Below are 23,930 nucleotides of genomic sequence, written 5' to 3'. Positions count from 1 at the left end.
TCACTTCTCCCTGGGCAACTGGTAGTCGTCGGCGAGCTGGTCGAAGCTGCGCTGCTGCCAGTGCCGGTATTTCCGCTCGCCGTCGATGGCGTTGACGGTGATGTAGACCCCGCCTTTGACGGGCATGGTCACGGCGATGGGGGCGACGGCGGCCTCGATGTCCGCCGCGAGCGCCTCGGCCTCGGCTCGCCCGCCGGCCACCTCGGTGGTGATCTCCATGTTGCGGATCTCCGCGAGGGAACCGCGTTCGCCCCAGCGCACGGTGACGGGCTCGGGCGCCACCTCCTGCGCCGCGACCCGCATCTCGCCTTCCCACCTCCCCGGTTCCTCGAGGTTGGCGGAGCAGCCGAACAGGGCGGTGGCGGCCAGCAGGCCCACCCCCAGGGCGATGCGGCTCATGGCATCCTTCCGATGTCGTAGTAGTGGGTGGTCCACTGCGCATCCTCGCCGCCGAAGTAGCCGGCGAGGGTCTCGTTGAGGTGCTGCACGTGCTCGTGGGAGCCCTCGATGTCGTGCACACCCGTGCCGTAGTGCGCCGGTTCGTGGGAGGAGAACGGCGTGTCCCACCGCGGGATGTGCACCTCGGTGACGTTGGGTTGTTCGTGGATGCCGCCGAAATCCACCTTCGGCACCGGGTCGAAGGTGTGGGAGAAGTTGGTGGTGGGCACGTCCTGGCTGATGGGAATGGTGTTGATCGGCGACCCGGCGGTGATGAGCCCGTCCACCTGGTAGCGGGCGGTGAACGCGGGATCCGAGGCGATGTTGGAGGCGATGATGCCGCCCTGCGAATGCCCCGTCAGCAGCACCTGGGGCCGCTCGATGGGGCCGTGCTGGGCCTCGTACTCGCGGATCGCCAGGTCGATCGCCGCCTTGGCCGATTGCGTGGCAGCGGTGTCGCCCGTGCCCACGCCCTTGAGGTTGGCCGTCCAGTCGGTGCCCTCGATGTCGCCGGTCCAGCCCTCGGCGCGGTGCATGCCGGTGGTGCTGCCTGGGATGTTGGCGATGAACTTCGGCGGGTCCCCGGGCACGACGGTCACCAACGCCGACGGGCGGTCGTCGTGGTTGGCCCAGTCGCTGGTCTGGTAGGGCAGCTGCATGTTCTCCACCAGGTCCGCCACGGACCGTGGGGCGGCCATGTCGACGGATTCGCGCAGCGTGGGGACGTAGCCGATTCCGTCGTGGAACAGGTCCGTGCCGGTCAACGCGCCCAGCCCGTGACCCAGCTGGAACAGCCCGCCGCCCAGCAGTTCAGCGGCGTCCGGCAGCCTGCCGGTGTAGAGCATCTCCTGCAGCCAGCGTGGCTGGGTGAGCGCCTCGTCGAGGAACTTCTCGGAGCCGCGCTGCCACGCGCTGAGGGGGCCGACGGCGTCTGGCCAGTGCTGCTCGGCCTTGTCGATGAGCCACTGGTTGCCGTCGCTGACCAGATCCTGCGTGCCGGCGAAGGCGGTGTTGGTCACGTCGATGACGCCCTGGTGCAGACCGTCGGCCAGGTCGTTGAGGACCAGGCGGCCCAGCTGGCTGGCCAGCCCCACGTCGAGCCCCGTGAGCCGGAACGAGATGGCCAGCACGCCGCCGCTGAGCTCGCCGGCCCACCAGATCCGACGCGGGTCCAGGCTGCCCGGCAGCTTCGCGTGCGAGGTCACCCCACCGCTGCCGGTGATCTCGAACTCGCGCCTGGTGGCCTGCTGCTGCAGCGCCGCCATGTCGGCCTTGATGGTGGTGAGCCGGTCCGCAGCCTCGCCGACGTGCTCGGCCTGGCGCTCCAGCAGATCCGCCAACGACTCGAGCCTGGCCAGCATCAGCCGCATGTCCTGCCGGGACCGCTCGGCGGCCGTGCCGAACCAGAGGGGGGTCCGCAACGCCAGGACGCCGCCATGGTCGGCGCGCAGCGTCGCGGCGTTGGCGCGGTTGGTCGTCGATTCGGCCAGCATCGCGTCCGGTGCCCAGCGCAGCCCGTCTCCCCAGCCGGCCATCACAGGCTCCCGAACTGCTCGCGCACGAGCCCCTGGTTGGTGTCCTCGATGCGGCGGTACTCGGCCGCGGCCGTCCGCAGCCCCTCGGGGTGCTCCCGTAGGTGAGTGGTCACGCGCTGCGCGGCGGCCTCCCAACGGCCCTGCAGCAATCCGGCCGCGCCGGAGGCGAGCCCGCCGGGCATCGCGCTGCACGGGGAATCGACCCTGGTGCTCTCAATCGTGGACGAGGCGTTGCCCGTCGTGGTGGACATCTGCGCGCTGTAGCTTTCCAGAACTCCGTACTCGACGGCGAAGTCGCTGCTCATGGGTCCTCCCTGGCTTTTGCGTCAATCTATCCCGCGAGGGGTTCAGCCTGATGTCACGCGGGGGCGGCCAGCCGGTATGCTCGCTTGCAGCGATACTGAAGGGACCCAGCATGGTTCGCATCCTTGACTCCGCAGACGTCTCCCCTGAGGCGGTGATCGGAGAAGGCTCCTCCGTCTGGCACCTCGCGCAGGTGCGTGAGAAGGCGGTGCTCGGCGTCAACTGCATCGTCGGGCGCGGCGCCTACGTCGGCACCGGCGTGCAGATGGGCGACAACTGCAAGCTCCAGAACTACGCGCTGGTCTACGAGCCGGCCGTGCTGGAGGACGGCGTGTTCGTCGGCCCCGCAGCGGTGTTCACCAACGACTACTACCCGCGCGCGATCGATCCCGAAGGCAAGCTCAAGCGCGGCGACGACTGGGAGCCGGTGGGCGTGACCTGCAGGCAGGGCGCCTCCGTGGGGGCCCGCGCCGTGTGTGTCGCCCCCGTCACGCTGGGCCGCTGGTCCATGGTGGCCGCGGGCGCCGTCGTGGTGAAGGACGTCCCGGATTTCGCCCTCGTGGCAGGCGTCCCGGCCCGTCGCATCCGCTGGGTGGGCCGCGCAGGCGTGCCGCTGGAGCCCGGTGACGCCGAAGGCCTGTGGGTGTGCCCCCAGACCGGCGACAAGTACCAAGAACAAGACGAAAACACTCTCGTGGAGGTTTCTCAGTGAACGACTTCATCCCACCGGCCAAGCCGATCGTCGGCGACGAGGAGCGCGAGGCCGTAGACCGCGTGCTGCGCTCGGGCATGCTCGCCCAGGGCCCTGAGGTCAAGGCCTTCGAGGAGGAATTCTCGGCGCACTTCGGCCTCGGTCGCGCGTGTGTCGCGGTCAACTCCGGCACCTCGGGCCTGCACCTGGGTCTGCTGAGCTCCGGCATCGGCGCGGGCGACGAGGTCATCGTCCCGTCGTTCACCTTCGCCGCGACGGCGAACTCCGTGGCCCTGACCGGCGCCACCCCCGTCTTCGCCGACATCGCGCTCGACGACTTCACGCTGGATCCCGCCTCCGTCGAGGCCTCCATCACGGAGCGCACCAAGGCGATCATGCCGGTGCACCTCTACGGCCATCCCGCCAAGATGGCGGAACTGCAGGCCATCGCCGATAAGCACGGCCTGATGATCTTCGAGGACGCCGCGCAGGCGCACGGCGCGTCGCTGAACGGCACTCCCGTCGGCGCGTTCGGCACGTTCGCGATGTTCTCGCTGTACCCCACCAAGAACATGACCTCCGGCGAGGGCGGCATGGTCTCGGCCGCCAACGAGGAGGTGGAGCGCAACCTGCGCCTCTACCGCAACCAGGGCATGCTGCAGCAGTACCACAACGAGGTCGTCGGCCTGAACAACCGCATGACCGACATCCACGCCGCCATCGGCCGCGTCCAGCTGACCAAGGTCGACGCCTGGACGAAGCAGCGCCAGGACAACGCGGCCTACCTGTCGTCGAACCTCGACGGCGTGGTCGTCCCGCCGGTGCTCGACGGCGCGGTGCACGTCTACCACCAGTACACCGTCCGCGTGGCGGAGGACCGCGACGGCCTGGCCAAGGCCCTCAAGGAGGAGTACAACGTGGGCTCCGGCATGTTCTACCCCGTGCCGAACCACCGCCTCAAGCCCTTCCAGGCTGACGTCGACCTGCCCAACACGGAGCAGGCGGCGCTCGAGTGCCTGTCCCTGCCGGTGCACCCCTCGCTGTCGCAGGAAGACCTTGAGCGCATCGTGACCGCGGTCAACACCCTCGCGAAGGCTGGTGCCTGATGACGTTGCGTGCCGGCCTCATCGGCCTCGGATCCATGGGGCGTCACCACGCCCGCAACCTGCGCGCGATCGACGGTGTTGAGCTCGTCGCCGTCGCTGACCCCGCGGGAGACCCGTTCGACGTGTCGGGCGACCTGGAGGTGCTCAGCGGCATCGAGGCGCTGATCGAGCAGAAGCCCGATTACGTCGTCGTCGCCACGCCCACGCGCTACCACGAGGAGATCGGCCTGGCGCTGGCTGAGGCTGGCATCCACGCGCTGATCGAGAAGCCCCTCGCGGCAGACACCGGCGCGGCCAAGCGGCTCGCCGAGGCGTTCGCGGCCAAGGGCCTCATCGGCGCCACCGGCCACATCGAGCGCTACAACCCTGCTCTGCAGAGCCTGCGCAAGCGGTTGGCCAACGGCGACCTCGGTGACCTGTACCAGATCACCACCCGCCGTCAGGGCCCGTTCCCGGCGCGGATCGCCGACGTCGGTGTCGTGAAGGACCTCGCGTCACACGACATCGACCTCACGGCCTGGGTCACGCAGCGCAAGTTCGAGCTGGTCGCAGCCCGCACCATGAGCAAGGCCGGCCGCGAGTACGAGGACATGGTCTCGGCCACCTGCCAGCTCGAGGGCGGGCTCATGTCGAACCACCTCGTCAACTGGCTGACCCCCACCAAGGAACGCCTCACGATCGTCACCGGCGAGAAGGGCATGTTCGTCGCCGACACCCTGACGGCTGACCTGACGTTCTACGCCAACGGCCAGGTGGCCACCACCTGGGACGACATCGCGCAGTTCCGCGGCGTCACCGAGGGCGACGTCACCCGCTTCGCCATCTCGAAGCCGGAGCCGCTGCGCACCGAGCACGAGAACTTCCGCGACGCCATCCTGGGCAAGGAGGCAGACATCGTGACGATGGAGCAGGGCGCCCGCGTCGTCGAGGTGTGCGAGGCGATGATCGAATCGGCCAAGAGCGGCCAGTTCATCTCCGTCAGCTGATCTCAGATTTCTGAGCAGGTGCGAGTTGTGCAGCAAGTCCGCTGCACAACTCGCACCTGCTTCACGTTTCAAGGCATCTCGGCCTGGTTGCTGGCCGCTGCCTGAGGCGAAGGTTCGGGTGGCGTAGCGGTAGGCTGTGGGCTGTGTCCGGCGAAGGCCGGCAGGGTGAGGAGAGACTCAGGTGAAGATCACCGTCGTAGCACTTGGCAAGATCGGCCTGCCGCTGGCCGTGCAGTTCGCGGACGCCGGCCACGAGGTCATCGGCGCGGACGTGCAGCAGAGCGTCGTCGATCTGGTCAACCAAGCCACCGAGCCGTTCCCGGGCGAAGCCCACCTGCAGGAGAAGCTCTCCGAACTGGTGCCCGCAGGTAAGCTGCGCGCCACCACCGACACCGCGGCCGCCGTCGCCGAGTCCGACGCCGTCGTCGTCGTGGTGCCCCTGTTCGTCAACGCCGAGGGCATCCCGGATTTCGAGTGGATGGACAACGCCACCCGCTCCATCGCCGAGGGCCTGAAGCCCGGCACGCTCGTCAGCTACGAGACGACGCTGCCCGTCGGCACCACCCGCAACCGCTGGAAGCCCATGCTCGAAGAGGGCTCCGGCCTCACGGAGGGCCGGGACTTCCACGTGGTCTTCTCCCCGGAGCGCGTGCTCACCGGCCGTGTGTTCGAGGACCTGCGCAAGTACCCCAAGCTCGTCGGCGCGCTCTCCGAGGAGGGTGCCCGCCGCGCCAAGGAGTTCTACGAGGCCGTCCTCACCTTCGACGAGCGCCCTGACCTCCCGCGCGGCAACGGCGTGTGGGACCTGGGCTCGGCCGAGGCCTCCGAGATGGCGAAGCTGGCCGAGACCACCTACCGCGACGTCAACATCGGCCTGGCCAACGAATTCGCCAAGTTCGCCGGCAAGAGCGGCATCGACGTCTACCAGGTCATCGAGGCCTCCAACTCGCAGCCCTACTCGCACATCCACCGCCCCGGCATCGCCGTGGGTGGCCACTGCATCCCCATCTACCCGCGCCTGTACCTCTGGACGGATCCCGACGCCACCGTCGTGGAGACGGCCCGTGCCGCCAATGCTGCGATGCCGGCCTACGCGGTGCAGATGCTGGCCGACGCGGCAGGCGACCTCACGGGCAAGCGCGTCGCCGTGCTGGGCGCCTCCTACCGCGGCGGGGTGAAGGAGACGGCGTTCTCCGGCGTGTTCCCCGTGGTCGCGGAACTGCGCGAGCGCGGCGCTGACGTCGCGGTGCACGACCCCATGTTCACCGACGAGGAACTCGCCAAGTACGGATTCGCGCCGTACCACCTGGGCGAAGAGGCCGATTACGCCGTCGTGCAGACCGACCACGTGGAATACCGCACGATCGGCAAGGACGACCTGCCGGGAGTCAGCGTGATCGTCGACGGTCGGCGCAGCCTGGACCCGGTCGACTTCCCCGGGGTCGACATCCGGGTCATCGGCCTCGGCTGAGGTCGTCGTCGCTGGTTGAGCCTGCGAGCTCTGCGAGCAGTGTCGAAACCGGGTGACTCCTCAGTCTGGCTGTCGTGAAGCTTGGCGGTTTCGACGCGCCCGCGCTCCTCGTCCCTCGGAGGCGGGCGGCTCAACCAGCGTCAAGAGGCGGTGCCGGTGGGGCGGAAGGCGTAGACGCACGACAGCCGCAGGCTCGCCGCGTCGCGCCAGGCGTGCAGCGCCGGGCCCGGCACGTCCAGGTTGTCGGCGATCTCGCAGATCAGCGCCTCGGCCAACTCCGTCCGCGTCGGGTTGAGCAGCCCCTGCGCCTCGCGGAGCCGCACGTGGGCGAGTAGATTGCCCAGGTCGACGGCGGGGTCGGCCATGGCGAGGGTGTCGGAGTCGATCAGGCCGGCCGCCCTTCGACCTGACGCGGCGCTCGCAAGCTCGCGCGCGCCAGGCTCAGGGAACGAGCTGACGAGGATCTGCTTGTCGTGCAGGTCGCGGTGGCTGAGGTGCCACACATCGCGTTCGAGGCCGTGCAGCGACTCCATCACCGAACCGAACCTCTCCCGCAGCGTGGTCAGCGCCAACCCGCTCGGGCGGGCCAATTCCACCCGCAGCAGCCAGCCGGTGAGCGTCTGCTCCTCATCGTCGACGGTGTAGCGGGGGAGCGCGTCGCCCAGGCCAGGGGTGCGCACCCAGTCCGCCCAACTCTCCGCCCATGCGCGCCAGCCCTCGCGCCAGGTGAACGTGCCGGCGTCGACCCCCAGGTCGTGGAGACTGCGCCCGGGCACGATGCCGACGGTGAGCGCACCGTCGTCGTCGACCCGCAGCACCTCGGGGGTGCGCACGGGGCCGCGCAGGTGGTGGAAGGCGCGGGCGCGGGCCTCGGCGTCCGGCAGCTTGGCCGGACGCAGCGCCTTGGCGAAGCCGTCCGGCGTGCGCACGACGGCGCGGCGGCCGGCGCGGTGCACGAGGAGTTCGCCGTCGGCGAGCAGGCGTTCCAGGGCGGGGAGCTTCTTGTCGCGGCCGTAGCGGGTCAGCTCGACGCGCGCCGGGCGGGCGTCGTCGTCGAACCAGACCAGGCCGGCGCGGAGCCGGCCCTCCTCGTCGCGGCCCTCGAAGCTGAGCCTGCGCAGGCCCTCGTCGATCCGCTCGAACCAGGCTCGCGTCACGGTGGTGGGGCCTTCGGGCGTGTCGAGGTGCGACGGGATGCTCAGCGGCTGCACAGGGTCTCCTCGATGGTGTCGATGCGGGCGGAGATCTTCTCGCGCCAGTCCGAGTTCGCGGCGCGGAACGGCTCCAGCGCCCGGATCGCGTGGGCGTAGGCGGTCCACGCGGCGAGGTCGCCTGCAGTGCTTGACGGCCCTTCGACCAGGCCCTGGGGGGCCTGGCTCAGGGACTGGTAGCCGTCGAGGAGTACGTCTAACAGTTCGGGCGAGGTGGCGGCGAACGAACCCAGATCGAAGGCAGGAGGACCGGCGGTGACGCGGTCGAGGTCGCCGAGGCGCACCCGCGTGCCCTCCAGGAAGAACTGGTCCGCGCTGAGGTCGCCGTGGCAGGTCACGGCAGGGCCTTCGGCGGTGAGTTGGGGGAGGAGTCGCTCGACGGTGGAGCCGAGCCGGGCGCCGAGGTCGCCGTCGAGGGCGGTGAGCAGCTCCACGTTCGCGGCCAGGTTGCCCGCCACGTGGTGGCGGATGTCGTCGCCGGGCGGGGGGACGACCTCGTGCAGTTGCGCGGTGACCCGGCCGGCCTCCCGGACTGCGTCCTCCGAGGGCGAGTGGCTCAGGTCGCCGCCATCGCACCAGGCCCACCACGTGATCCGCGGGGACTCGGGCAGGCCCGTGTCGCGCAACCGGGCGACGGTGGGCACCTGGCGGGCGATCCGCTCAGCGGCCCCGCGGAGGCGGTCCTGCCTGTCGTGCGTCAGCCGCCCCGCGACGGGCGTGCCGTCGGATGCGGTGACCTTCACGACAAGCCGACGCAGCGGGTTGTAGCGCAGGACCTGCCAGCTGTCCGTCGGAGAGTCGTCGATCTCGTCGAGGACCTTGGCCAGGCCGGGGTCGGCGAGGACCGGCCCCCAGAACGCTGTGGTGGTCCCTTCGTCGTGTCGCGCTGCTCGTTCCTCACAGGCGACACGCTCAGGGAGCACGGCGGCTTCGACGGTGAGGGAGCGGCGCTCGGCTCGGCGGCGGGCGTTGTCGAGCTTTTCCGCGCCGTCGGCGAGGATCCGCAGCCAGCCCGTCGGTGCACCGTCCGCGTCCAGCAGCGTGGCGGTGAGGCCGGTGCCCGGCTTGAAGCGCAGGTGCCCGGCGCGCACGGCGCCCGTCAGCGACTCCAGTGCCTCGGGGTTGAACACCAGGTCCAGCGCTGCGCGGTCGACGCTCATCGCGCCACACCCAGCGGGCCGGGCTCACCCAGCGACTGGCGCTGACGCTCCAGCCACCCCGCGAACGGGCTGTCCGGATCCGCCAGCAACTGATCCGGCGCGCCGTCGTGCAGCACGGAGCCGTCCTCCACCCAGAGCACGCGGTCCGCGGCCAGGGCCGACGGGGCGTCGTGCGTGATGCTGATCGTCGTGCGGCCCTCGGTGAGCCGGTTGATCGCGCCGCGCACCTCGGCGGCGTTGGCCGGGTCCAGCCCGGCGAGGGCCTCGTCGAGCACCACGATGGAGGCGTCGCGCAGCAGCGCCCGGGCGATCGCGATGCGTTGCCGCTGGCCACCGCTGATGGTGGAGCCGCGCTCGCCCACGGGGGTGTCGTACCCGTCGGGCAGCGACCGCACCCAGCTGTCGAGCTGCGCGAGCCGGCCGGCCTCCTCCACCTCGTCGTCGGTGGCGCCGAGGCGGCCGTAGCGGATGTTGTCGGCGATCGAGCCGGTGAACAGCACGCTGTCCTGCAGCACCAGCGCCACGTGGCGGCGCAGGTCCGCCACCCGGATCTGCCGCAGGTCCACACCGTCGAGGCTGACGGTGCCGAGGACCGGGTCCATGCTGCGTACCAAAAGGCTGGCGAGCGTCGACTTGCCGCTGCCTGAGGGCCCCACGAGGGCGACCTTCTGGCCGGCCCTGATGTCCAGCGAGAGTCCCCGTAGCGCCGGGTAGCCGTCGTAGGTGGCGGTCACGCGGCTGAGGCTGATGTCGCCGCGCACATGCTCCAGTTCGACGGGGTCCTTCGGGTCTGCGATGTCGATGCGGGTCTCCATCAGATCGGCCACCCGCTCGCCGGAGGCGGTGGCGCGGGCGATGCGGCCGGTGTACTTCGCGAGATCGCGCAGCGGTTTCATGGCGGTCTTGAGGTAGGTGGTGAACAGCACGAGGTCGCCGGGGGTCATGGAGCCTTCGAGCACGCGCCAGCCGCCGAACGCGATGACGGAGGCGGTGGCCAGCCCCACCACGACGTCGGTCTTGCGTTCCAGCGCGGCCGCGAGCCGGCGGGACTTCACGCCCTCCTTCAGCGAGCGGTTGTTGGCGCTGCCGAAGCGTTCGCGCACCACCTGCTCGAGGCCGTAGGCCTGCACCACCTTGATGGCGCCCAGGGTCTCCTGCGCGGTGTTGGCCAGCGCTCCCTCGCCCTTGCGCGTCTTGCGGGCGGCCGAGGTGATGCGCGGCCCGCTGCGCCGCGACTGCAGGAAGAACAACCCGGCGGCGCACACCACGACCAGCGCGAGCAGCGGATCGAGCCAGAACATCACGCCGGTCATCACGGTGAGCGTGGCGATGTTGGCCAGCAGCGGCAGGCCGGCGCTGACGGCGACCTCCTGCAGGCGGCCGACGTCGGCGACGAGCCGCTGCACGGTGTCGCCCGATTGTCGGGTGGAGTGGTAGGCGGCCGAGAGGCGCTGCGTGTGGTCGAAGACGTGCGCGCGCAGCCGCGTCGCGATCCGGGAGCCCGCCAGCGCGAACGCGACGGTGGCGAGGTAGTTCGTCAACGCCCGCAGGCCGACGATCAGCAGGGTCGCCAGCGCGGCGAGCAGGAGCAGCCGCACGGTGGCGACCGGCCCGTCCTGCGCGAGGTCCGCGCCCAGCGAGCGCGACACGGCGTCGATCACGAACTTCAACGGCCACGGCTCCAACACGCGGAAGACCACCTCGGCCAGCAGCGACACCGAGCCGCCGGCCATCAGCAGCTTCTGCCCGCCGAGGTGCGGCCGCACCACGCGCAGCGTGCGCTTCAGGCCGCTTTCGGTGGAGTCACTCATGCGGCATCACCCAGCGACGCCTCGAGCACCTGATCCCAAGTGTGGTTGCGCTCCACCTTCTCCCGCCCGGCGGCGCCGAGGCGGGCGGCCAGATCCGAGTCGCCTGCGAGCAGGTCGATGGCCGAAGCGAGGGCCTCCGGGTCCGACGGCGGCACCAGCAGGCCGGTCTTCCCGCCCTCGACGATGTCGGGCACCTGGCCCACCGCGGAGGCGACCACGGGCAGGCCGACAGCGGCGTATTCGTAGATCTTCAGGGGTGAGAAGTACTGGCCGCTGGGCAGCACCGGGTACGGGGCCACGCCGACGGCGGCGCCGGCCAGCGCGGCGGGCATCTCCTCCGGCGCGACGGCGCCCACGAAGTCGACGGGCACGCCCAGCTCGGCGGCCTGCCTGCGCAGCGCCTCCTCCTGGGGACCGGCGCCGATGATCCGCAGCCGCCACGGGTGGCGCGCCTTGGCGGCGGCCTCGATCAGCACGTCGGTGCCGTGCCAGGGCTTCAACGTGCCCATGAACACGACGACGGGGTGGCCGGGCCCGCGGCCGGTGGGCCGCAGCCGGTCCACGTTGACGCCGTTGGGCGCCACCACCACCTTGCTCTCGTCGCCGCCGCGCCCGAGCACCCAGTCGGCCACGAGCCGCGACACGCAGGTGACGCGGTGGGCCGCGCCCAGCTGGCGGCTGAGGGTGGCCTCGGCGGCCGCCTCGTCGTGCAGCACGCGGTGTTCCTTCTGTTCCTCGATCAGCGGCGCGTTGACCTCGAGGATGCCGGGGATGCCCAGCGCATCGACCACCCGCGACATGGCGTCGGAGAACAGCGCGTAGCGCTCGTAGACCAGGTCGGCGCCGTCGGCGATGATCCGCTCGGCGAGCTCGCCGGCGACCCGTGCGGCCACCTGTTCGCGTTCCTCGGTGCTGTCGGCCTTGATGGGTAGGCGCACCACTCGGACGTCGGCGAGATCGGCCGGGCGGTCGTCGCCGGTGCGCACGCAGTAGATGGTCACGTCGTCGCCGCGCTTGCGGAACGAGCGCACGATCTCCTGCACGTGCACGGACGCGCCCTTGGTGCCGAACACCCCGATGCCGGGGTCTGCGCAGATGTAGGCGATGCGGCTCATGCGATGGCCTCCTTGAGCCTGGCCACCTGGCGCAGGCTGTCGTAATCGGATTCGACGACGGCGCGGGCGTTGCGGGCCAGCGCGGCGCGGTCGAGGGTGGGGCTGGTGGCGGCCTTCAGCGCGTCCACCAGGGTGGGCACGTCGTCGGGCGGGATGAGGAAGCCGGTGCGGGGGCCCTTGTTGCGGACCGCTTCGCCGATGCCGGTGACGTCGCCGGCCACCACGGGCAGGCCCACGGCCATGGCCTCTAGCAGCACGGTGGGCAGTCCGTCGGCGTTGCCGTCGGCACCGATGCGGCAGGGCGCGGCGAACACGTCGGCCCAGCCGAGCAGCTCCACGATCTCCTCCTGGCTGCGGGGCCCCAGCAGCGTCACGGACGATCCCTGAGCCTGCCCCTGCGACGGAGGATCCGGGCAGGTCGAAGGGCCGCCCAACCCCAGCTGGTCGATCTGGGTCTGGAGCTGTTCGGTCAGTTCGCCACCGCCGGCGATGCGCACGTCGACGTCGATGCCCTCGTCCCGGAGGCACGCGGCCGCCTCGACGAGCAGGTCGAAGCCCTTCTTCTCCACGAGCCGGCCGACCGACACGATGCGGATCGGGCTGTGCACGGGCTCCGGATCCGAATAGGGGAAGCGCGTCAGGTCCAGGCCGTTGTTCACCTGGCGCAGCCGGCCCTTGAGGTCCGGGAAGAGTTCGCCGAGGAAGCGGTGGTTGTAGGCGCTGATGGTCACGACGTGGTGGGCGCCCTCGATGATGAAGCGCAGCACCTCATGGTTGACCGATTCGTGGAAGATGTCCTTGGCGTGGGTGGTCACCGAGTACGGGATGCCCGTGAGCCGCCCGGCGATCGCCACGCTCTGGCCCGCGAGCGAGGCGAAGTGCGCGTGCAGGTGCGTGATGCCGCGGCGCGTGGCCCACGTGGCCAGCTCCACGGCCTGCGCCACGTCGGAGGACGGCAGCGTCGTCAGGACCGGCAGCAGCTTCGCGAAGGCATCGGCGAAGCCGGGCACCTCGGCGGTGGCCTCGGCGATGCGCTGCCACCCCTCCTCGAGCTTGCCGGGCTTGCGGCTGTGGGTCACGGGCGCCTGCACGCGGCCGAGCATCGGGTGGAACCGCTCGTCGGTGGTGGGGCGCAGCGCGAAGATCTCCGCCTTCTCGCCCTGGGCCTCGCGTGAGATGAGCTCGGTGACGATGAACGTCTCGGAGAAGCGCGGGTAGACCTTGAGGACGTAGCCGATCTTCTTGCCGGTGGTGGTCTCAGACATGGATGGGCTCCTTCGCCATGGTGGTCACGACGTGGTTGGCGACGTTGGCCAGGCCGTCGAGGTTGATGCTGCGGCGTGCGATCCTCTGGGCGTCGCTGCCCACGCTGCGGGCCAGCCAGCCGCTGAGTGCCTCGGCGGTGAGGTCGCGGGGGTGGAGCACGTCGACGGCGCCCACCTTCTCCAGGCTGCGGGCGCGGATCTCCTGTTCCAGGCGGGGCACCACGCGGGGCACGATCAGGGCGGGGGCGGTGGAGGCCAGCACCTCGCACACCGAGTTGTAGCCGCCCATGGTGATCACGGCGTGCGCGTCGTCCATGAGTTGGGCGACATCCGCCGAGCGCAGCACCTCGGTGCCGGGGCGGGCGGCGCGGACCACCTGATCGTGGCGGGCCTGGGGCAGTTGCGGGCCGGTGACGACGACGTGGCGCATCCCGGCGGGAACCTCGGCGCGGGCGGCCGCCAGGGTGAGCGGCAGGCCGTCGGACCCGGCTCCGGCGGTGGTGAGGATCAGCCGCTCGTCGCTGCGGTGCTCCGGGGCCTGGGCGGAGGTGGGGCGGCCGTTGGCGAGGTAGCCGGTGAAGAAGGCCTTCTGCGCGAGCGGCTGGGGGAGTTCGCCGGTGGCCGCGGCGTTGTGCACGGCGGCGTCGCCGTAGACCCACACCTCGTCGACGATCCGGTCGAGCGACTGGGGATCGACGGCGGCCCATTCCTTGGCGACGACCTCCGGGCTGTCGAGCACCTCGCGCAGCCCCAGCACGACTTTGGTGTGCGGGGAACGCTTGCGGAGCTTTTTCAGGCCCTTCTTGAGTTCGCCGTCGATGCCGAAGACGTGGCGGTCGATGACGAGCAGGTCAGGCGCCTCGGCGGCCCAGAGGCCGTTGAGGAGGGAGCCGCGCATGTCGACCAGGTCATCGAGCGCGAAGCCGGCGTGGCGGGGTGCGTACTGGCGGCCGCGCTTGGTGATGCCGGGGAGGACGAGCACGTCGAAGCCGTTGGGGCGGGGGAAACGGGCGGCCTCCGGCTCGCCGGTGAGCACGAGGCCGACGCCGGGCATCCCGGTGCGCACGGGCAGCTCGCGGGCCAGGGCGTTGGCCAACGCGAGGTTGCGGCGCACGTGACCGAACCCGACGGAATCGTGGGAGTAGAACTGGGCGTGGAACGCCGGCCGCCCGTCGGGTGTGGTGGTCATGTTCTCGTCGTCTCCTCGGTGCCTGTGGTTCGTCTTGGTAAAGACAATGACGTCGTTACATGGCCGCGGAATGAACGCTTTGTTAAAGATCCCTCATGTTGGCCCCTGAGCATCCGCAACCGATCTCAGCAGGCCAGTTGTTTTCCGACGGGTCGACGAGTTGGCGCGCTAGGCGCAAGGCACTAGCCGCTGTCGGCCCAGGCTGGTGAGGCGTGTTGGAGCAGGTCCTTGAGGATGAGTTCTCTGCTCTCGGGTGGGCATGGTGGTGTCCCAGCGGCGGGTTCGAGTTTGATGTGGTGGAGGATGAATCTGGCGTTGTGTCGGGGCCTTCGCCTGGGATCGATGTGTCTGGGTGGGGTGAACCACGGCAGCCCTGTGACCTCGTCGAGGTGGACCTGCCATTGCGATTCTGGCGGTTGGTTCGGGTCTGGTTCCACCATCCTGTGGTGGTGCGGGCACAGCAACACTCCGTTGGAGACGCAGGTGGGGCCCCATGCCCACCAGGGCACGATGTGGTGCGCGTGACACGACGCCGGTGGGACGTGGCAGTTGGGGAAAGCACAGCCCTTGTCCCGTTCAGCAAGGGCCGCGATCATCGCCGGGGTGAACAACCGCTTCTCGCGGCCCACGTCCAGTGGACGTGACGTTCCGTCGAGCACGACGGGGATGATGTTCGCGTTGCAGGCCAGGCGCCGTGCTTCACCGGCGGAGATCCCGTCCACGGAATCATGGCCGAGCAGGTCAATGCTGCCTAGGCCGGAGACGAGGGTGTCGAAGTCCATGGTGATGTGCACCGTGGGGCGGTCCCCGCCGTGGGCGGGCAGGGTGCCGGCGTTCGCCGCAGTTTGGCACAGGAGCACCAGCGCATCGGCACGTCGCACATCCGGCCCCGGGACCTCACCGGTTTCCGTATAGGACGAGATCGACGGCATCAACGCATCCAACTGGGCAGCCAGTTGCGCGGCATCGGCCACGGGTAGTTGTCCGGTGATGCGCATGGAGCCATGAAAGTCAGGGGAGAGGCGCAGGAACCGGCACCGCCGGGCGGAGCGTTCTTCGGCTGCGAGGCGTTTGGCGTCCTCCAGTTCGGCCTGTTCCGGGTCGATGACCTCCAGCAACCGCGACGCCAAGATCCGCAGCTGACTGGGACCGAATGTGTCGGTGTACTCCAGGATCGTCTCCTGACACCGGACCAACTCCGAGCCGGTGAGCCGCGAGGGCAGTTTCCGTAGCCCAGAGACGATCGCCTCGGCCTGCGCCATCGAGATGTTGCCGTCGTTCAACGCGGACCCGATCACCTCGAAGCGTTCCCCGAGCTCGACGGATAGTTTCAACGTGGAGGTGGCCTGCGCTGTGGTGGTGCGCACCGATTCCCGCACCCCGGCCACCACGGCGTCGGCGCCGGAGAGGCGGGCTTCGTGGAGCAGGTGCAGCTTCAACCCGGCCAGTTGAGCCTCGGCTTCGGCCAGATCTTCGACCAGCCCCGCCAACACCTCGTGAGCGGCTTCGTCGGTTCCGAGTGAGCGCGCGGTGTCCCACAGCGCGGCGATGTACCGCTGTGTCAGATCCCGCATCTCGTTCATACAGCCGATATTAAACGGCCACTCTGACAAAACCGGACGGATCCAGAGTTATCCACAGAAGGAGTTTTCGAGAAGCCCGCCTAGCTGCCGGCGGAGGGGAGGAGGTTGGCGGGGTAGCGGGTGCGCGAGCGCAATGGGTACTGCTGGTGCGGAGGGCGGCGACGGGGTCGCGGGTGGCGGCGAAGAGGGCTGGCGCAATGGCGGAGATCGCCGCGGCGAGAACGGCGAGGATGGCAACCTCTGCGGCGAATGTGGTGGGGGGAGTTGCGCCCAGACGGTGGGTGAGCCAGAGCCCCACCCCGATCCCGAGGCCTTCGCCGATGAGGGCGGGGACGACGGTGCGGACGGTGACAATGGCGACGATGGTGCCGCGGGTTGCGCCGAGCGCGCGCCGTCGTCCGAGGTCGGCGCGGCGGACGAGGACATCCGCGAGCACCACGATGGCGATCAGGACGGAGCCGGCGCCGAGCACGCCGAGGAGGAGGGTGCGGCCGAAGCGGGTGAAGTCGCCCAGCACCTGGTGTCGCAGTTCGGACAGCCCGATGGGGGAGGTGACGTTGAGGTCAGCCAGATCCGGGGCCGCGATGAGACCGAGGACTGCCTGTTGGGCGGGGGCAGCGTGGCGAGCGTCGGTGAGGACCACCGAGAGTGTGCCGGCGGGGGCGTCGCCCGCGTGGTAGATCAGCCCGGTGTCGTAGTCGCCGAACGGTTCCCGAGGGATGAAGGAGCCGACGACGGCCAACTCGGCGCCGCCGCTGGTGGCGGCTTCGGTGACCCAACCGAAGGGGCTGGTCATCCCGAGGGTTCCTTGCGCGCTGGCCGAGACCAGGGCTTCGCCGGGCCGGGGCCAGCGCCCGGCGGTCAGGGTGGCCACGGCTGCGAGGTCGCCGGTGATGCCCCACGCCGGCACCCGGTCTGCGCCGGGTCCGACGGGCCCGGACACCACGTCGATGGCGGGCAGCGTGCCCACGGCGCGTTCGCTGAACGACATCGCCGAGGTCTGTTCGATGATCGAAACGCCGAGCAGCGCGTTGCTGCGCACGGTGAGCAGGCGGGATCCGGCTGCGTCCATGCGGGCCTCGAGTTGTTCTTCTGCGGCGGCGGTGCGCCCGACAGTGGCCAATGTGGCGGCCACCATGACGGTGACCAGGAACGTGACCAGCGCGCTGGGGACCTCGTTGGCCCAGGTGGTGGCCAGCGCTTCGCGGAGCAGAGTGAGCAGCCTCATAGGGCGAGCACCTCGTCGGCGTGTTCCAGGACGAACGGATCGTGGGTGGCGATCACCAGGGTGCGTGAGCCGTCGGTGGCGGCTGAGAGGGCGGCCACTCCCATGCGCTCCATCAGTTCCCTGGCCGTGCGTTTGGCTGCGCGCGGGGTGGCGCCGCCGTAGAGCGGGGGCTCGATGACGGAATCCAGCACCTTCCGCGACGGGTCGAGGGCGGCGTCCTGGAAGACGAACCCGATCCGCTCGGCGCGCATCAGGGAGCGATGCCGGTCGCTGCGCCGTGAGACAGGCTGGCCGTCCAGGACCACCTGTCCGCGGGTGGGGGTTAGTTTCTTGAGTGCGCGCGAGGCGGTGACCTTGACCCATCCCTGGGTACGGTCCATCGCCGTGGCGACGTCGGCCACCGGCAGGTGCTCCACGTAGCGGGCCACGATCACAGCCCGCTCGGCGGGTTTCAGCGTGTTGACCGCGCGGGCCAGGTCGATGGGGGCGGCGGGGTCGGCGTCGGGCTGGAGCAGTTCGAACAGCTCATCGGTGGCAGACGCCGTCGGTTTCCGTCGGAGCGAGACGAACTCGTGATACAGGGTGCGCACCGCGTAGCCGTCGACATCGCGGGTGAAATCCAGCGGACTGTCAGCCCTCGAAGTCGAGGAGGGCCCGGATGACGCGCTCCGACGCCTTGCCGTCGCCGTAGGGCTGACCCTGGTCGCCGCTGGGGACCGGGCGCACGATCACGTCGGAGAGCTGCGTGAGCTCCGGGTCGAGGATGTTCCAGCCGTCGTTGAGGGTCTCGGTCCACTCCGTCTCAGTGCGGATGGTGGTGGTGGGGGTGCCCAGGAGGAAGGCCTCCTTCTGCAGGCCACCCGAATCCGTGACCACGCCATCGGCCGCCATCACGGCGCGCACCATCTGCGGGTAGGCGAGGGGTTCGGAGGCGAACAGCGAACCGTTGGACAGCTCAAGCCCGTGCTTCTTTGCCAGCGCGACGAGACGTGGGTGGGCCAGCAGCACGACGGGCACGGGCGCAGCCTTCAGCGCGTCGAGGATGGCGCGGAGGCGCTCCGGGTCGTCGGTGTTGTCTGCCCGGTGGATGGTGGCCAGAGCGAACGGCTGCTCCGGGTCCACGCCGTCGGGGAGTTGGGGTGCGTCGCCGGCCACGGCGTCTCGGGTGGCCAGGCACACGTCGGTCATCACGTCGCCCACCAGGAGCGCGCGGTCCGCCAGGCCCTCCTTGGCGAGGTTGTCGATGCCCACCTGCGTGGGCACCAGGAGGAGATCCGAGAGGTGATCGGTGATGATGCGGTTGTGCTCCTCCGGCATGCGGCGGTTGAAGGAGCGCAGGCCGGACTCGAGGTGGGCGAGCTTGACGTGCATCTTCACCGCGGCCATCGCGGCGGCGGCGGTGGAGTTCGTGTCGCCATAGGCCAGCACCCAATCCGGCTGGTACTCCTCGAGCACGCCGTCCATCTGCGAGAGCATCGCGCCCGTCTGGCGGCCGTGCGTGCCGGAGCCGACGCCCAGATGTGCGTCTGGGGCGGGGATGCCGAGGTCGCGGAAGAACACGTCGGACAGCAGCGGGTCATAGTGCTGGCCGGTGTGCACGATGATGTGCTCGACGTCGTCATGCTGCTGCGCTGCCCGCACGATGGGGCCGAGCTTGACGAACTGGGGACGGGCTCCGACGACGCTCATGAACTTCACCCGCCCAGTCTGGCACAGGGGCGCACCTGCGCGGGTGTTGCCTGGGCTCACCTTGAGAAAACGGGGCGATCACCCCGAATAACGGTGTCAGTTTTCGATTTCTCAAGGTGAAGTGACGGGCATCTGGCTGAGCGACGACTGTAGAGTTGCCGGTGCTCGAGAGAAAGGCGCACCGTGTCAGATCGCAAGCCCCGCGTTGTCCTGTTCCGCCACGCCCCGGTCGACTTCGATTCACGTGCCAAGCGCATGGCCGGCACGCTGCTGAAGGGCGGCTTCGAGCCCATCATCATCTCCGTGGAACCCGCGGGTGGGAAGTCCGAGGAGTTCCTCCTCGACGGCCAGATCCGCGTCATCCGGGTGCCGCTGGCGTTCCGGCCCAAGGAGTCGCTGCTCAAGCACGTGCCCGCAGATCCCGGCGCGCCCGATCCCGCCGTCGAGAGGGTGCGCGCGCTGCGCCGCCGGCGCGGCGTCTACGCCCAGCGGATCAAGGGCGCCGACAAGTCCTCGGCCAAGGCCGCGGCCCACTACGCGAAGCTCACCGCCCAGATGGCACCGTTCGTCGCCGAGCGGATCGGTCGCAAGGTGGCGCACACGGTGGGTGGCGCCGTCGACACCGTCACCGCGCCGCTGCGGCCCGACGGTAAGCGTCGCGGCCTGTACGACGACCTCGACCTGGGCGCCACGCTGCCCATCGCGGACCACACCGCCTACACGCTCACAGACCTGCTGATCTCGCTGCGGCCGGACATCCTGCACGCCCACCATCCCAACGTGCTGCCCGCCGCCTGGGAGGCGCTCGACGCGCTGCGCTCCGCCGGCCACCCGGTGCGGGTCTCGCTCGACATCCGCGAGAACTTCACCGGCCTGCCGGAGAAGGAGATCGGGGACCCGGTGGCCCACCGCACCCTGCTCGAGGTGCAGCGCCGGTTCATGCCGTTCGCCGATTACGTGACCTCGGTCAACCAGCAGATCGCCGACATCGTCACCGAGCAGTACAACTTGGAACGCCCAGCCCTGGAGTTGCGCAACTACCCGGTGCTGGCCGAGCCGCAGGGCCCCCGCACGGTGCGCGAGGCCGCGGGCCTCAGCGACGACACCCCGCTGATCCTGTACTCCGGCGTGATGAGCCGCGCCCGCGGCATGGACACCCTCATCGAGGCGATGTCCCACGTGCCGGCCGACGCGCACCTGGGCATCGTGACCATGCCGCTGCCGCACCCCATGGAACAGGAACTGATGGAGCAGGCCGAGTCCCTGGGCGTGGCCAGCCGCATCCATTTCCTCCCCGCCGTCGACCAGAGCGAGCTGATCCACTACCTCAGCGGCGCCGACATCGCGGTGCACCCCATGCCCGGCGGCTCGCCCAACCACGACCAGGCCATGCCGAACAAGCTGTTCGAGTACCTCCACGCCGGCCTCACGTTCGTGTGCTCCGACGCGAAACTGCTGGCCCAGTTCGTCACCGACAACGGCATGGGCCGCGTCTTCCGCTCCCACGACGCCGTGGACCTGGGCCGCCAACTCACCGCGGCACTTGCCGAGCCGGTCTCTGCCAAGCACCTCCGCGAGCTCGCCGAGCGCTACTCCTGGCAGCACAACGAGGCCATCATCCTGCGCGAATTCTCGCGCCTGGCCGCCCTGCGCGACGCGGACCCCCGCACCGGGCGGGCCCAGATCGTGCCCGCCGAGAAGCCGTTCCGCGCGCCCGGCTCCGCCGCCGAACCACCGCACGTGGTGCTGTTCCGCCACGCCCCCGTCGACATCGACACCCGCGCCAAGAAGATCGCCCAGACGCTCAGCCGCGGCGGCTACCGCGTCACGATCGTCTCCGTCGAGCAGCCCGGCTCCGCCCCCGGCGAGGCCGTGATGAACGACGTGCGGATCATCCGCGTGCCGCTCAAGAATGCGCCCGCCGCGCCACCCAAGCCGAAGTCGCTGCCCGAGCGGCTCGTCGCGAAGCTGCAGCGCGACGCGCCCGCGCGGATCCGCGCGCTGATGACCCCGCCGTCGCAGCGCCCTGAAGCCATCATCGACGCGCACACCAGCACGCTCGCAGATCTCCTCGTGGAGCTGAAGCCCGATGTGCTGCACGTGCACCACCCCTACGTGTTCGACGCCGCCCGCGTGGCGCTGCGCCGCCTCGGCCCGGACGTGCGGATGGTCTACGACGCGCGCGAGAACTGGGCCGGGCTGCCCGTGGTGGAGCGCGGCACCCGCTCCCGCCACGACACTCTGGTGCACGCGGAGGCCACCGGAATCGTGCATGCCGACGGCGTGCTCACCGTTGCCGAACCCCTCGCCGACGACCTCAAGGCCAGGTTCCACCTGCCCCGCCGCCCCCTGGTGGCGCTGCATTACCCGGTGGAGTATCCCCTCGCCGGCACCCGCACCGTCCGGGAGGCGTTGCACCTGGGCGACGACGTGCAGCTGCTCGTCTACTCCGGCGTACTCAGCCGCGCCCGCAACCTGGACCTGCTGATCAACGGGCTCAAGGAGTTGCCGGAGCACGTGCACCTGGCGTTGGTGGCCGTGCCGTACCCGCACCCACAGGAAGCAGAGCTCCGCAAGGTCGCCGACGCTGCTGGCGTGGCGCAGAGCCGCCTGCACTTCGCCCCTCCGGTGGATCAGCATGAGCTGGCGTACTACCTCAGCGGGGCCGACGTGGCGGTCTCGGCCATTCCGAAGGGCTCGCCCAATCATGACCTGGCGCTGCCGAACAAGCTGTTCGAGTACCTCCACGCCCGGCTGCCGCTGGTGCACGCCGACGCCGCCGCGATGCGCGCGTTCACGCGTCGCGAGGGAACCGGCACCGTGTTCCGCAGCGGCGACGTGAACGACTATCTGCGCGCCGTACGGCAGAACCTGGAAACGCCTGTGCCCGCCGAACTGCTTGCGGACAAAGCTTCGGAGCGCACCTGGCAGCATCTGGAACCGGCGATCCTCGGCCTGTATGACCGGCTCACCGGCTTCGTGCATACCGAGCCGGCGCAGGAGTTTCCGCCCATGACCGTGACGGAGGCCTCGGGCTAGGGGCGCAGTAGCGGTCATCGGGGGTGCACAACCGGCCCCTCAGCTAGGTAACACCGTGTGCCGTTGCTAGGTTGGGATCCAATCGACCACCCGTAGGTCGTCGTCCTGTCGACGGCCGCCTCGGCTTCCGCCGTCGGGCTCGAGCACGGAGACCAGATCACCAACTGAGGCCACAACGAGGGCCCCGTCTGTTCGTCCAGGCCGGCCAGTCCGATGCGGAGGTCTACGACAACACCTTCCTGCTGCCGCCCGAAGTCCATCTCTGCTCGGATGCAACCAGCGGATCGCGACTAGGGTGGACGACATGCGAGCTGTCATCGTTGAGAACCCCGGAGATGTCGACGCCCTCACCATCGGCGAGGCCGAAACCCCCAAGCCAGGCCCCGGTGATGTGCTGGTGCGCACCGTCGCGTCCGGCGTGAACCGTGCCGACGTGCTGCAGCGCCAGGGCCACTACCCACCCCCGCCCGGCGTCACCGACATCATCGGCCTCGAGGCCAGTGGCGTCGTCGAAGAGGTGGGCGAGGGCGTCGAGCGCTGGAAGAAGGGCGACGAGGTGGTCGCCCTGCTGTCAGGCGGCGGCTACGCGGAGTTCTTCGTCGCGCCGGAGGGGCAGCTCATCGCGCCCCCGCCGGGTGTCGACCTGGTCTCCGCCGCGGGCGTGCTGGAGGTGGCGGCGACTGTTCTGTCCAACCTGCGCGTGGGCGCGCTCTCGGAGGGGGAGGTGTTCCTCGCCCACGGCGGGGCGGGCGGCATCGGGTCGTTCGCCACGCAGTACGCCAAGGCGCTGGGCGCCATCGTTGCGGCCACTGCGGGCAGCGAGGAGAAGCTCCAGCACTGCCGCCAGCATGGCGCGGACTTCGCGTTCGACTACCACGGCGACTGGGTCTCGGAACTCAAGGAGGCCACCGGTGGCGCGGACGTGATCCTCGACATCATCGGCGCCAAGTACCTCGAGCCCAACGTCAAGGCACTGAAGAAGCGTGGGCGCATCGTCGTCATCGGGCTCCAGGGCGGCGTCAAGGGCACCCTCAACCTGGGGATGCTGCTCAACAAGCAGGCCACCATCACGGCGACCTCGCTGCGCTTCCGCCCCGCCGAGGAGAAGGCTGAGATCTGCGCCGCGGTGGAGACGGAGGTGTGGCCCATGCTGGCCGACGGCCGCATCAAGCCGTCCCCCGAGACCCGCATCGCGTTCGACGACGTGCGTAAGGCTCACGAGCAACTCACCGGCGGCAGCAACGTGGGCAAGATCGTGCTCGTCCACCCCTGAGGACCACGGATATAGCGGGATTATTATTGCCTAAGGGTCCTATATGGCCCCTTGGGTCAGAATAATCCCGTTATTTCTCAGCGTCCCTCATCTGGCGCCGTCGAGGGCGGTGCCGAGGTCCGCGTCGGACGAATCGACGATCAGCAGGCGCACCGTGCTTCCGCGCACGCCGGCGGCCTCTGTCCACACGGTCTCGAGGTTGCGGCGGCCGAGCCAGGTGTCGCCGGTGGCGGAGATCTTCTGGGTGGCGGTGCCGACGCAGGCCTCCGCCTGGCGCAGCCATTCGGCAAAGTAGGCCTCGGCCTCGGTGGCGTTGGCGAACTCCAGCGCCAACCCGATCCCCGGGCGCCCAGCCTCGTCCGTGAGGCTGCCCTCCAGCGCCGCGGTGGGCTGGGGGTAGGAGCCCACCTCGGCGCACCCCAGCGCGATTGCCGCGTAGGCCGAGTGCTCCGCGGAGGTGGCGTGCACCCACGTGCCGTTGCCCATGAAGCCTTCTTCGGCGCTGCCCTGCTTGGCGGTGGGCTGCCAGTGGTCCGCGCTGGGCACGTCCTGCTCCGTCAACCCGCCCGCCGTGCTGGGGGCCGGGGCGGTGGGTGGTGGAGGCGGCTCCGCTGGCGGCACGGCCCGCCCCGTCGGGGGAGTCGTGGGTGGCTGCGTGGGCGTCACCGTCGCCGGCGCTATCTGCGTGGGCGAGGCCTCGGGGCTGCCTGGCCCGGCCGTCGACGCGTCGACGGTGGGCTCGGCCAGCGTTGAGGCAACAGGAGGCGGCGTGCTCACCGCCGGCCCCGGGGCGGGAGCACACCCGGAGAGCCCCAGCGCCAGTGCGCCAAGGACGAG

20 protein-coding genes are annotated in these 23,930 nt (G+C 70.1%); 6 read left to right on the top strand and 14 right to left on the bottom strand.

The features are described 5' to 3' along the window. The 3 genes from BN1186_RS08600 to BN1186_RS08590 are packed head-to-tail and all read right to left on the bottom strand — an operon-like array spanning position 1 to position 2,278. Positions 1-399 (bottom strand): hypothetical protein, encoded by a 399-nt coding sequence (locus BN1186_RS08600; protein ID WP_040283638.1) that lies wholly within the window; start codon positions 397-399, stop codon positions 1-3. Continuing rightward, positions 396-1,973 carry a PGAP1-like alpha/beta domain-containing protein gene (locus tag BN1186_RS08595; protein ID WP_040283637.1) on the bottom strand — a complete coding sequence of 526 codons (1,578 nt, stop codon included), beginning with the start codon at positions 1,971-1,973 and terminating at the stop codon, positions 396-398. The genes BN1186_RS08600 and BN1186_RS08595 overlap by 4 nt, the downstream gene beginning before the upstream one ends. Continuing rightward, a complete protein-coding gene (locus BN1186_RS08590) occupies positions 1,973-2,278 on the bottom strand; it encodes a hypothetical protein (RefSeq protein ID WP_040283636.1) in 306 nt (101 codons plus the stop codon). The genes BN1186_RS08595 and BN1186_RS08590 overlap by 1 nt, the downstream gene beginning before the upstream one ends. A 110-nt stretch (positions 2,279-2,388) precedes the next feature. Here BN1186_RS08590 and BN1186_RS08585 point away from each other — a divergent pair, with 110 nt between their 5' ends. The 4 genes from BN1186_RS08585 to BN1186_RS08570 all read left to right on the top strand — a co-directional run bounded on the left by BN1186_RS08585 (position 2,389) and on the right by BN1186_RS08570 (position 6,530). Continuing rightward, complete coding sequence (locus BN1186_RS08585; RefSeq protein ID WP_040283635.1) at positions 2,389-2,988, top strand: acyltransferase; 600 nt, start codon at positions 2,389-2,391, stop codon at positions 2,986-2,988. Then, a complete protein-coding gene (locus tag BN1186_RS08580; protein WP_040283634.1) occupies positions 2,985-4,073 on the top strand; it encodes a DegT/DnrJ/EryC1/StrS family aminotransferase in 1,089 nt (362 codons plus the stop codon). Before BN1186_RS08585 ends, BN1186_RS08580 begins: the two co-directional genes overlap by 4 nt. Next, on the top strand, positions 4,070-5,059 hold the full coding sequence (locus BN1186_RS08575; protein ID WP_139650978.1) for a Gfo/Idh/MocA family protein: 990 nt from the start codon (positions 4,070-4,072) through the stop codon (positions 5,057-5,059). Before BN1186_RS08580 ends, BN1186_RS08575 begins: the two co-directional genes overlap by 4 nt. Positions 5,060-5,240: 181 nt before the next feature. Beyond that, positions 5,241-6,530 carry a nucleotide sugar dehydrogenase gene (locus BN1186_RS08570; protein ID WP_040283632.1) on the top strand — a complete coding sequence of 430 codons (1,290 nt, stop codon included), beginning with the start codon at positions 5,241-5,243 and terminating at the stop codon, positions 6,528-6,530. Positions 6,531-6,670: 140 nt separating this feature from the next. Here the strand turns inward: BN1186_RS08570 and BN1186_RS08565 are convergent, their stop codons facing one another. From BN1186_RS08565 to wecB, 10 genes are all read right to left on the bottom strand, one after another. Beyond that, positions 6,671-7,741, bottom strand: a complete 1,071-nt coding sequence (locus BN1186_RS08565; protein WP_040283631.1) for a hypothetical protein — start codon at positions 7,739-7,741, stop codon at positions 6,671-6,673. After that, the gene (locus BN1186_RS08560) at positions 7,729-8,901 is read right to left on the bottom strand and encodes a phosphotransferase (RefSeq protein WP_040283630.1); all 1,173 of its coding nucleotides are present in this window, start codon (positions 8,899-8,901) and stop codon (positions 7,729-7,731) included. The genes BN1186_RS08565 and BN1186_RS08560 overlap by 13 nt, the downstream gene beginning before the upstream one ends. Next, positions 8,898-10,712: an ABC transporter ATP-binding protein gene (locus BN1186_RS08555; protein ID WP_040283629.1), complete on the bottom strand. Its 1,815-nt coding sequence runs from the start codon at positions 10,710-10,712 to the stop codon at positions 8,898-8,900. The genes BN1186_RS08560 and BN1186_RS08555 overlap by 4 nt, the downstream gene beginning before the upstream one ends. Further along, entirely contained in the window at positions 10,709-11,827 is a 1,119-nt protein-coding gene (locus BN1186_RS08550) for a glycosyltransferase family 4 protein (protein WP_040283628.1), read from the bottom strand. Before BN1186_RS08550 ends, BN1186_RS08555 begins: the two co-directional genes overlap by 4 nt. Further along, on the bottom strand, positions 11,824-13,092 hold the full coding sequence (locus BN1186_RS08545; protein WP_040283627.1) for a glycosyltransferase: 1,269 nt from the start codon (positions 13,090-13,092) through the stop codon (positions 11,824-11,826). Before BN1186_RS08545 ends, BN1186_RS08550 begins: the two co-directional genes overlap by 4 nt. Beyond that, positions 13,085-14,281, bottom strand: coding sequence for a glycosyltransferase family protein (locus tag BN1186_RS08540; protein WP_052459964.1), 1,197 nt, complete (start codon positions 14,279-14,281; stop codon positions 13,085-13,087). The genes BN1186_RS08545 and BN1186_RS08540 overlap by 8 nt, the downstream gene beginning before the upstream one ends. A 182-nt stretch (positions 14,282-14,463) precedes the next feature. Continuing rightward, positions 14,464-15,864 (bottom strand): HNH endonuclease signature motif containing protein, encoded by a 1,401-nt coding sequence (locus BN1186_RS08535; RefSeq protein WP_052459963.1) that lies wholly within the window; start codon positions 15,862-15,864, stop codon positions 14,464-14,466. A gap of 10 nt (positions 15,865-15,874) precedes the next feature. Next, positions 15,875-17,092, bottom strand: a complete 1,218-nt coding sequence (locus tag BN1186_RS08530) for an ABC transporter permease (RefSeq protein ID WP_040283626.1) — start codon at positions 17,090-17,092, stop codon at positions 15,875-15,877. Continuing rightward, positions 17,089-17,682, bottom strand: coding sequence for a sigma factor-like helix-turn-helix DNA-binding protein (locus tag BN1186_RS08525; protein ID WP_052459962.1), 594 nt, complete (start codon positions 17,680-17,682; stop codon positions 17,089-17,091). Before BN1186_RS08525 ends, BN1186_RS08530 begins: the two co-directional genes overlap by 4 nt. 40 nt (positions 17,683-17,722) lie before the next feature. Continuing rightward, complete coding sequence (gene wecB / locus BN1186_RS08520) at positions 17,723-18,790, bottom strand: non-hydrolyzing UDP-N-acetylglucosamine 2-epimerase (RefSeq protein WP_040283625.1); 1,068 nt, start codon at positions 18,788-18,790, stop codon at positions 17,723-17,725. A gap of 174 nt (positions 18,791-18,964) precedes the next feature. Here wecB and BN1186_RS08515 point away from each other — a divergent pair, with 174 nt between their 5' ends. Then, complete coding sequence (locus tag BN1186_RS08515; RefSeq protein WP_040283624.1) at positions 18,965-21,820, top strand: glycosyltransferase; 2,856 nt, start codon at positions 18,965-18,967, stop codon at positions 21,818-21,820. A gap of 304 nt (positions 21,821-22,124) precedes the next feature. Continuing rightward, a complete protein-coding gene (locus BN1186_RS08510; RefSeq protein WP_040283960.1) occupies positions 22,125-23,093 on the top strand; it encodes an NAD(P)H-quinone oxidoreductase in 969 nt (322 codons plus the stop codon). An 87-nt stretch (positions 23,094-23,180) separates the two neighbouring features. On the opposite strand, the gene BN1186_RS08505 is transcribed toward BN1186_RS08510, so the two are convergent. Next, a complete protein-coding gene (locus BN1186_RS08505) occupies positions 23,181-23,870 on the bottom strand; it encodes a hypothetical protein (RefSeq protein ID WP_139650977.1) in 690 nt (229 codons plus the stop codon). Positions 23,871-23,930: the final 60 nt, after the last annotated feature.

The organism is Tessaracoccus massiliensis (assembly GCF_000826065.2).
In the GTDB taxonomy this organism is placed as follows: domain Bacteria; phylum Actinomycetota; class Actinomycetes; order Propionibacteriales; family Propionibacteriaceae; genus Arachnia; species Arachnia massiliensis_A.
The sequence above is the reverse complement of the archived record's forward strand: the minus strand, read 5'-3'. Positions and strand labels throughout refer to the sequence as shown.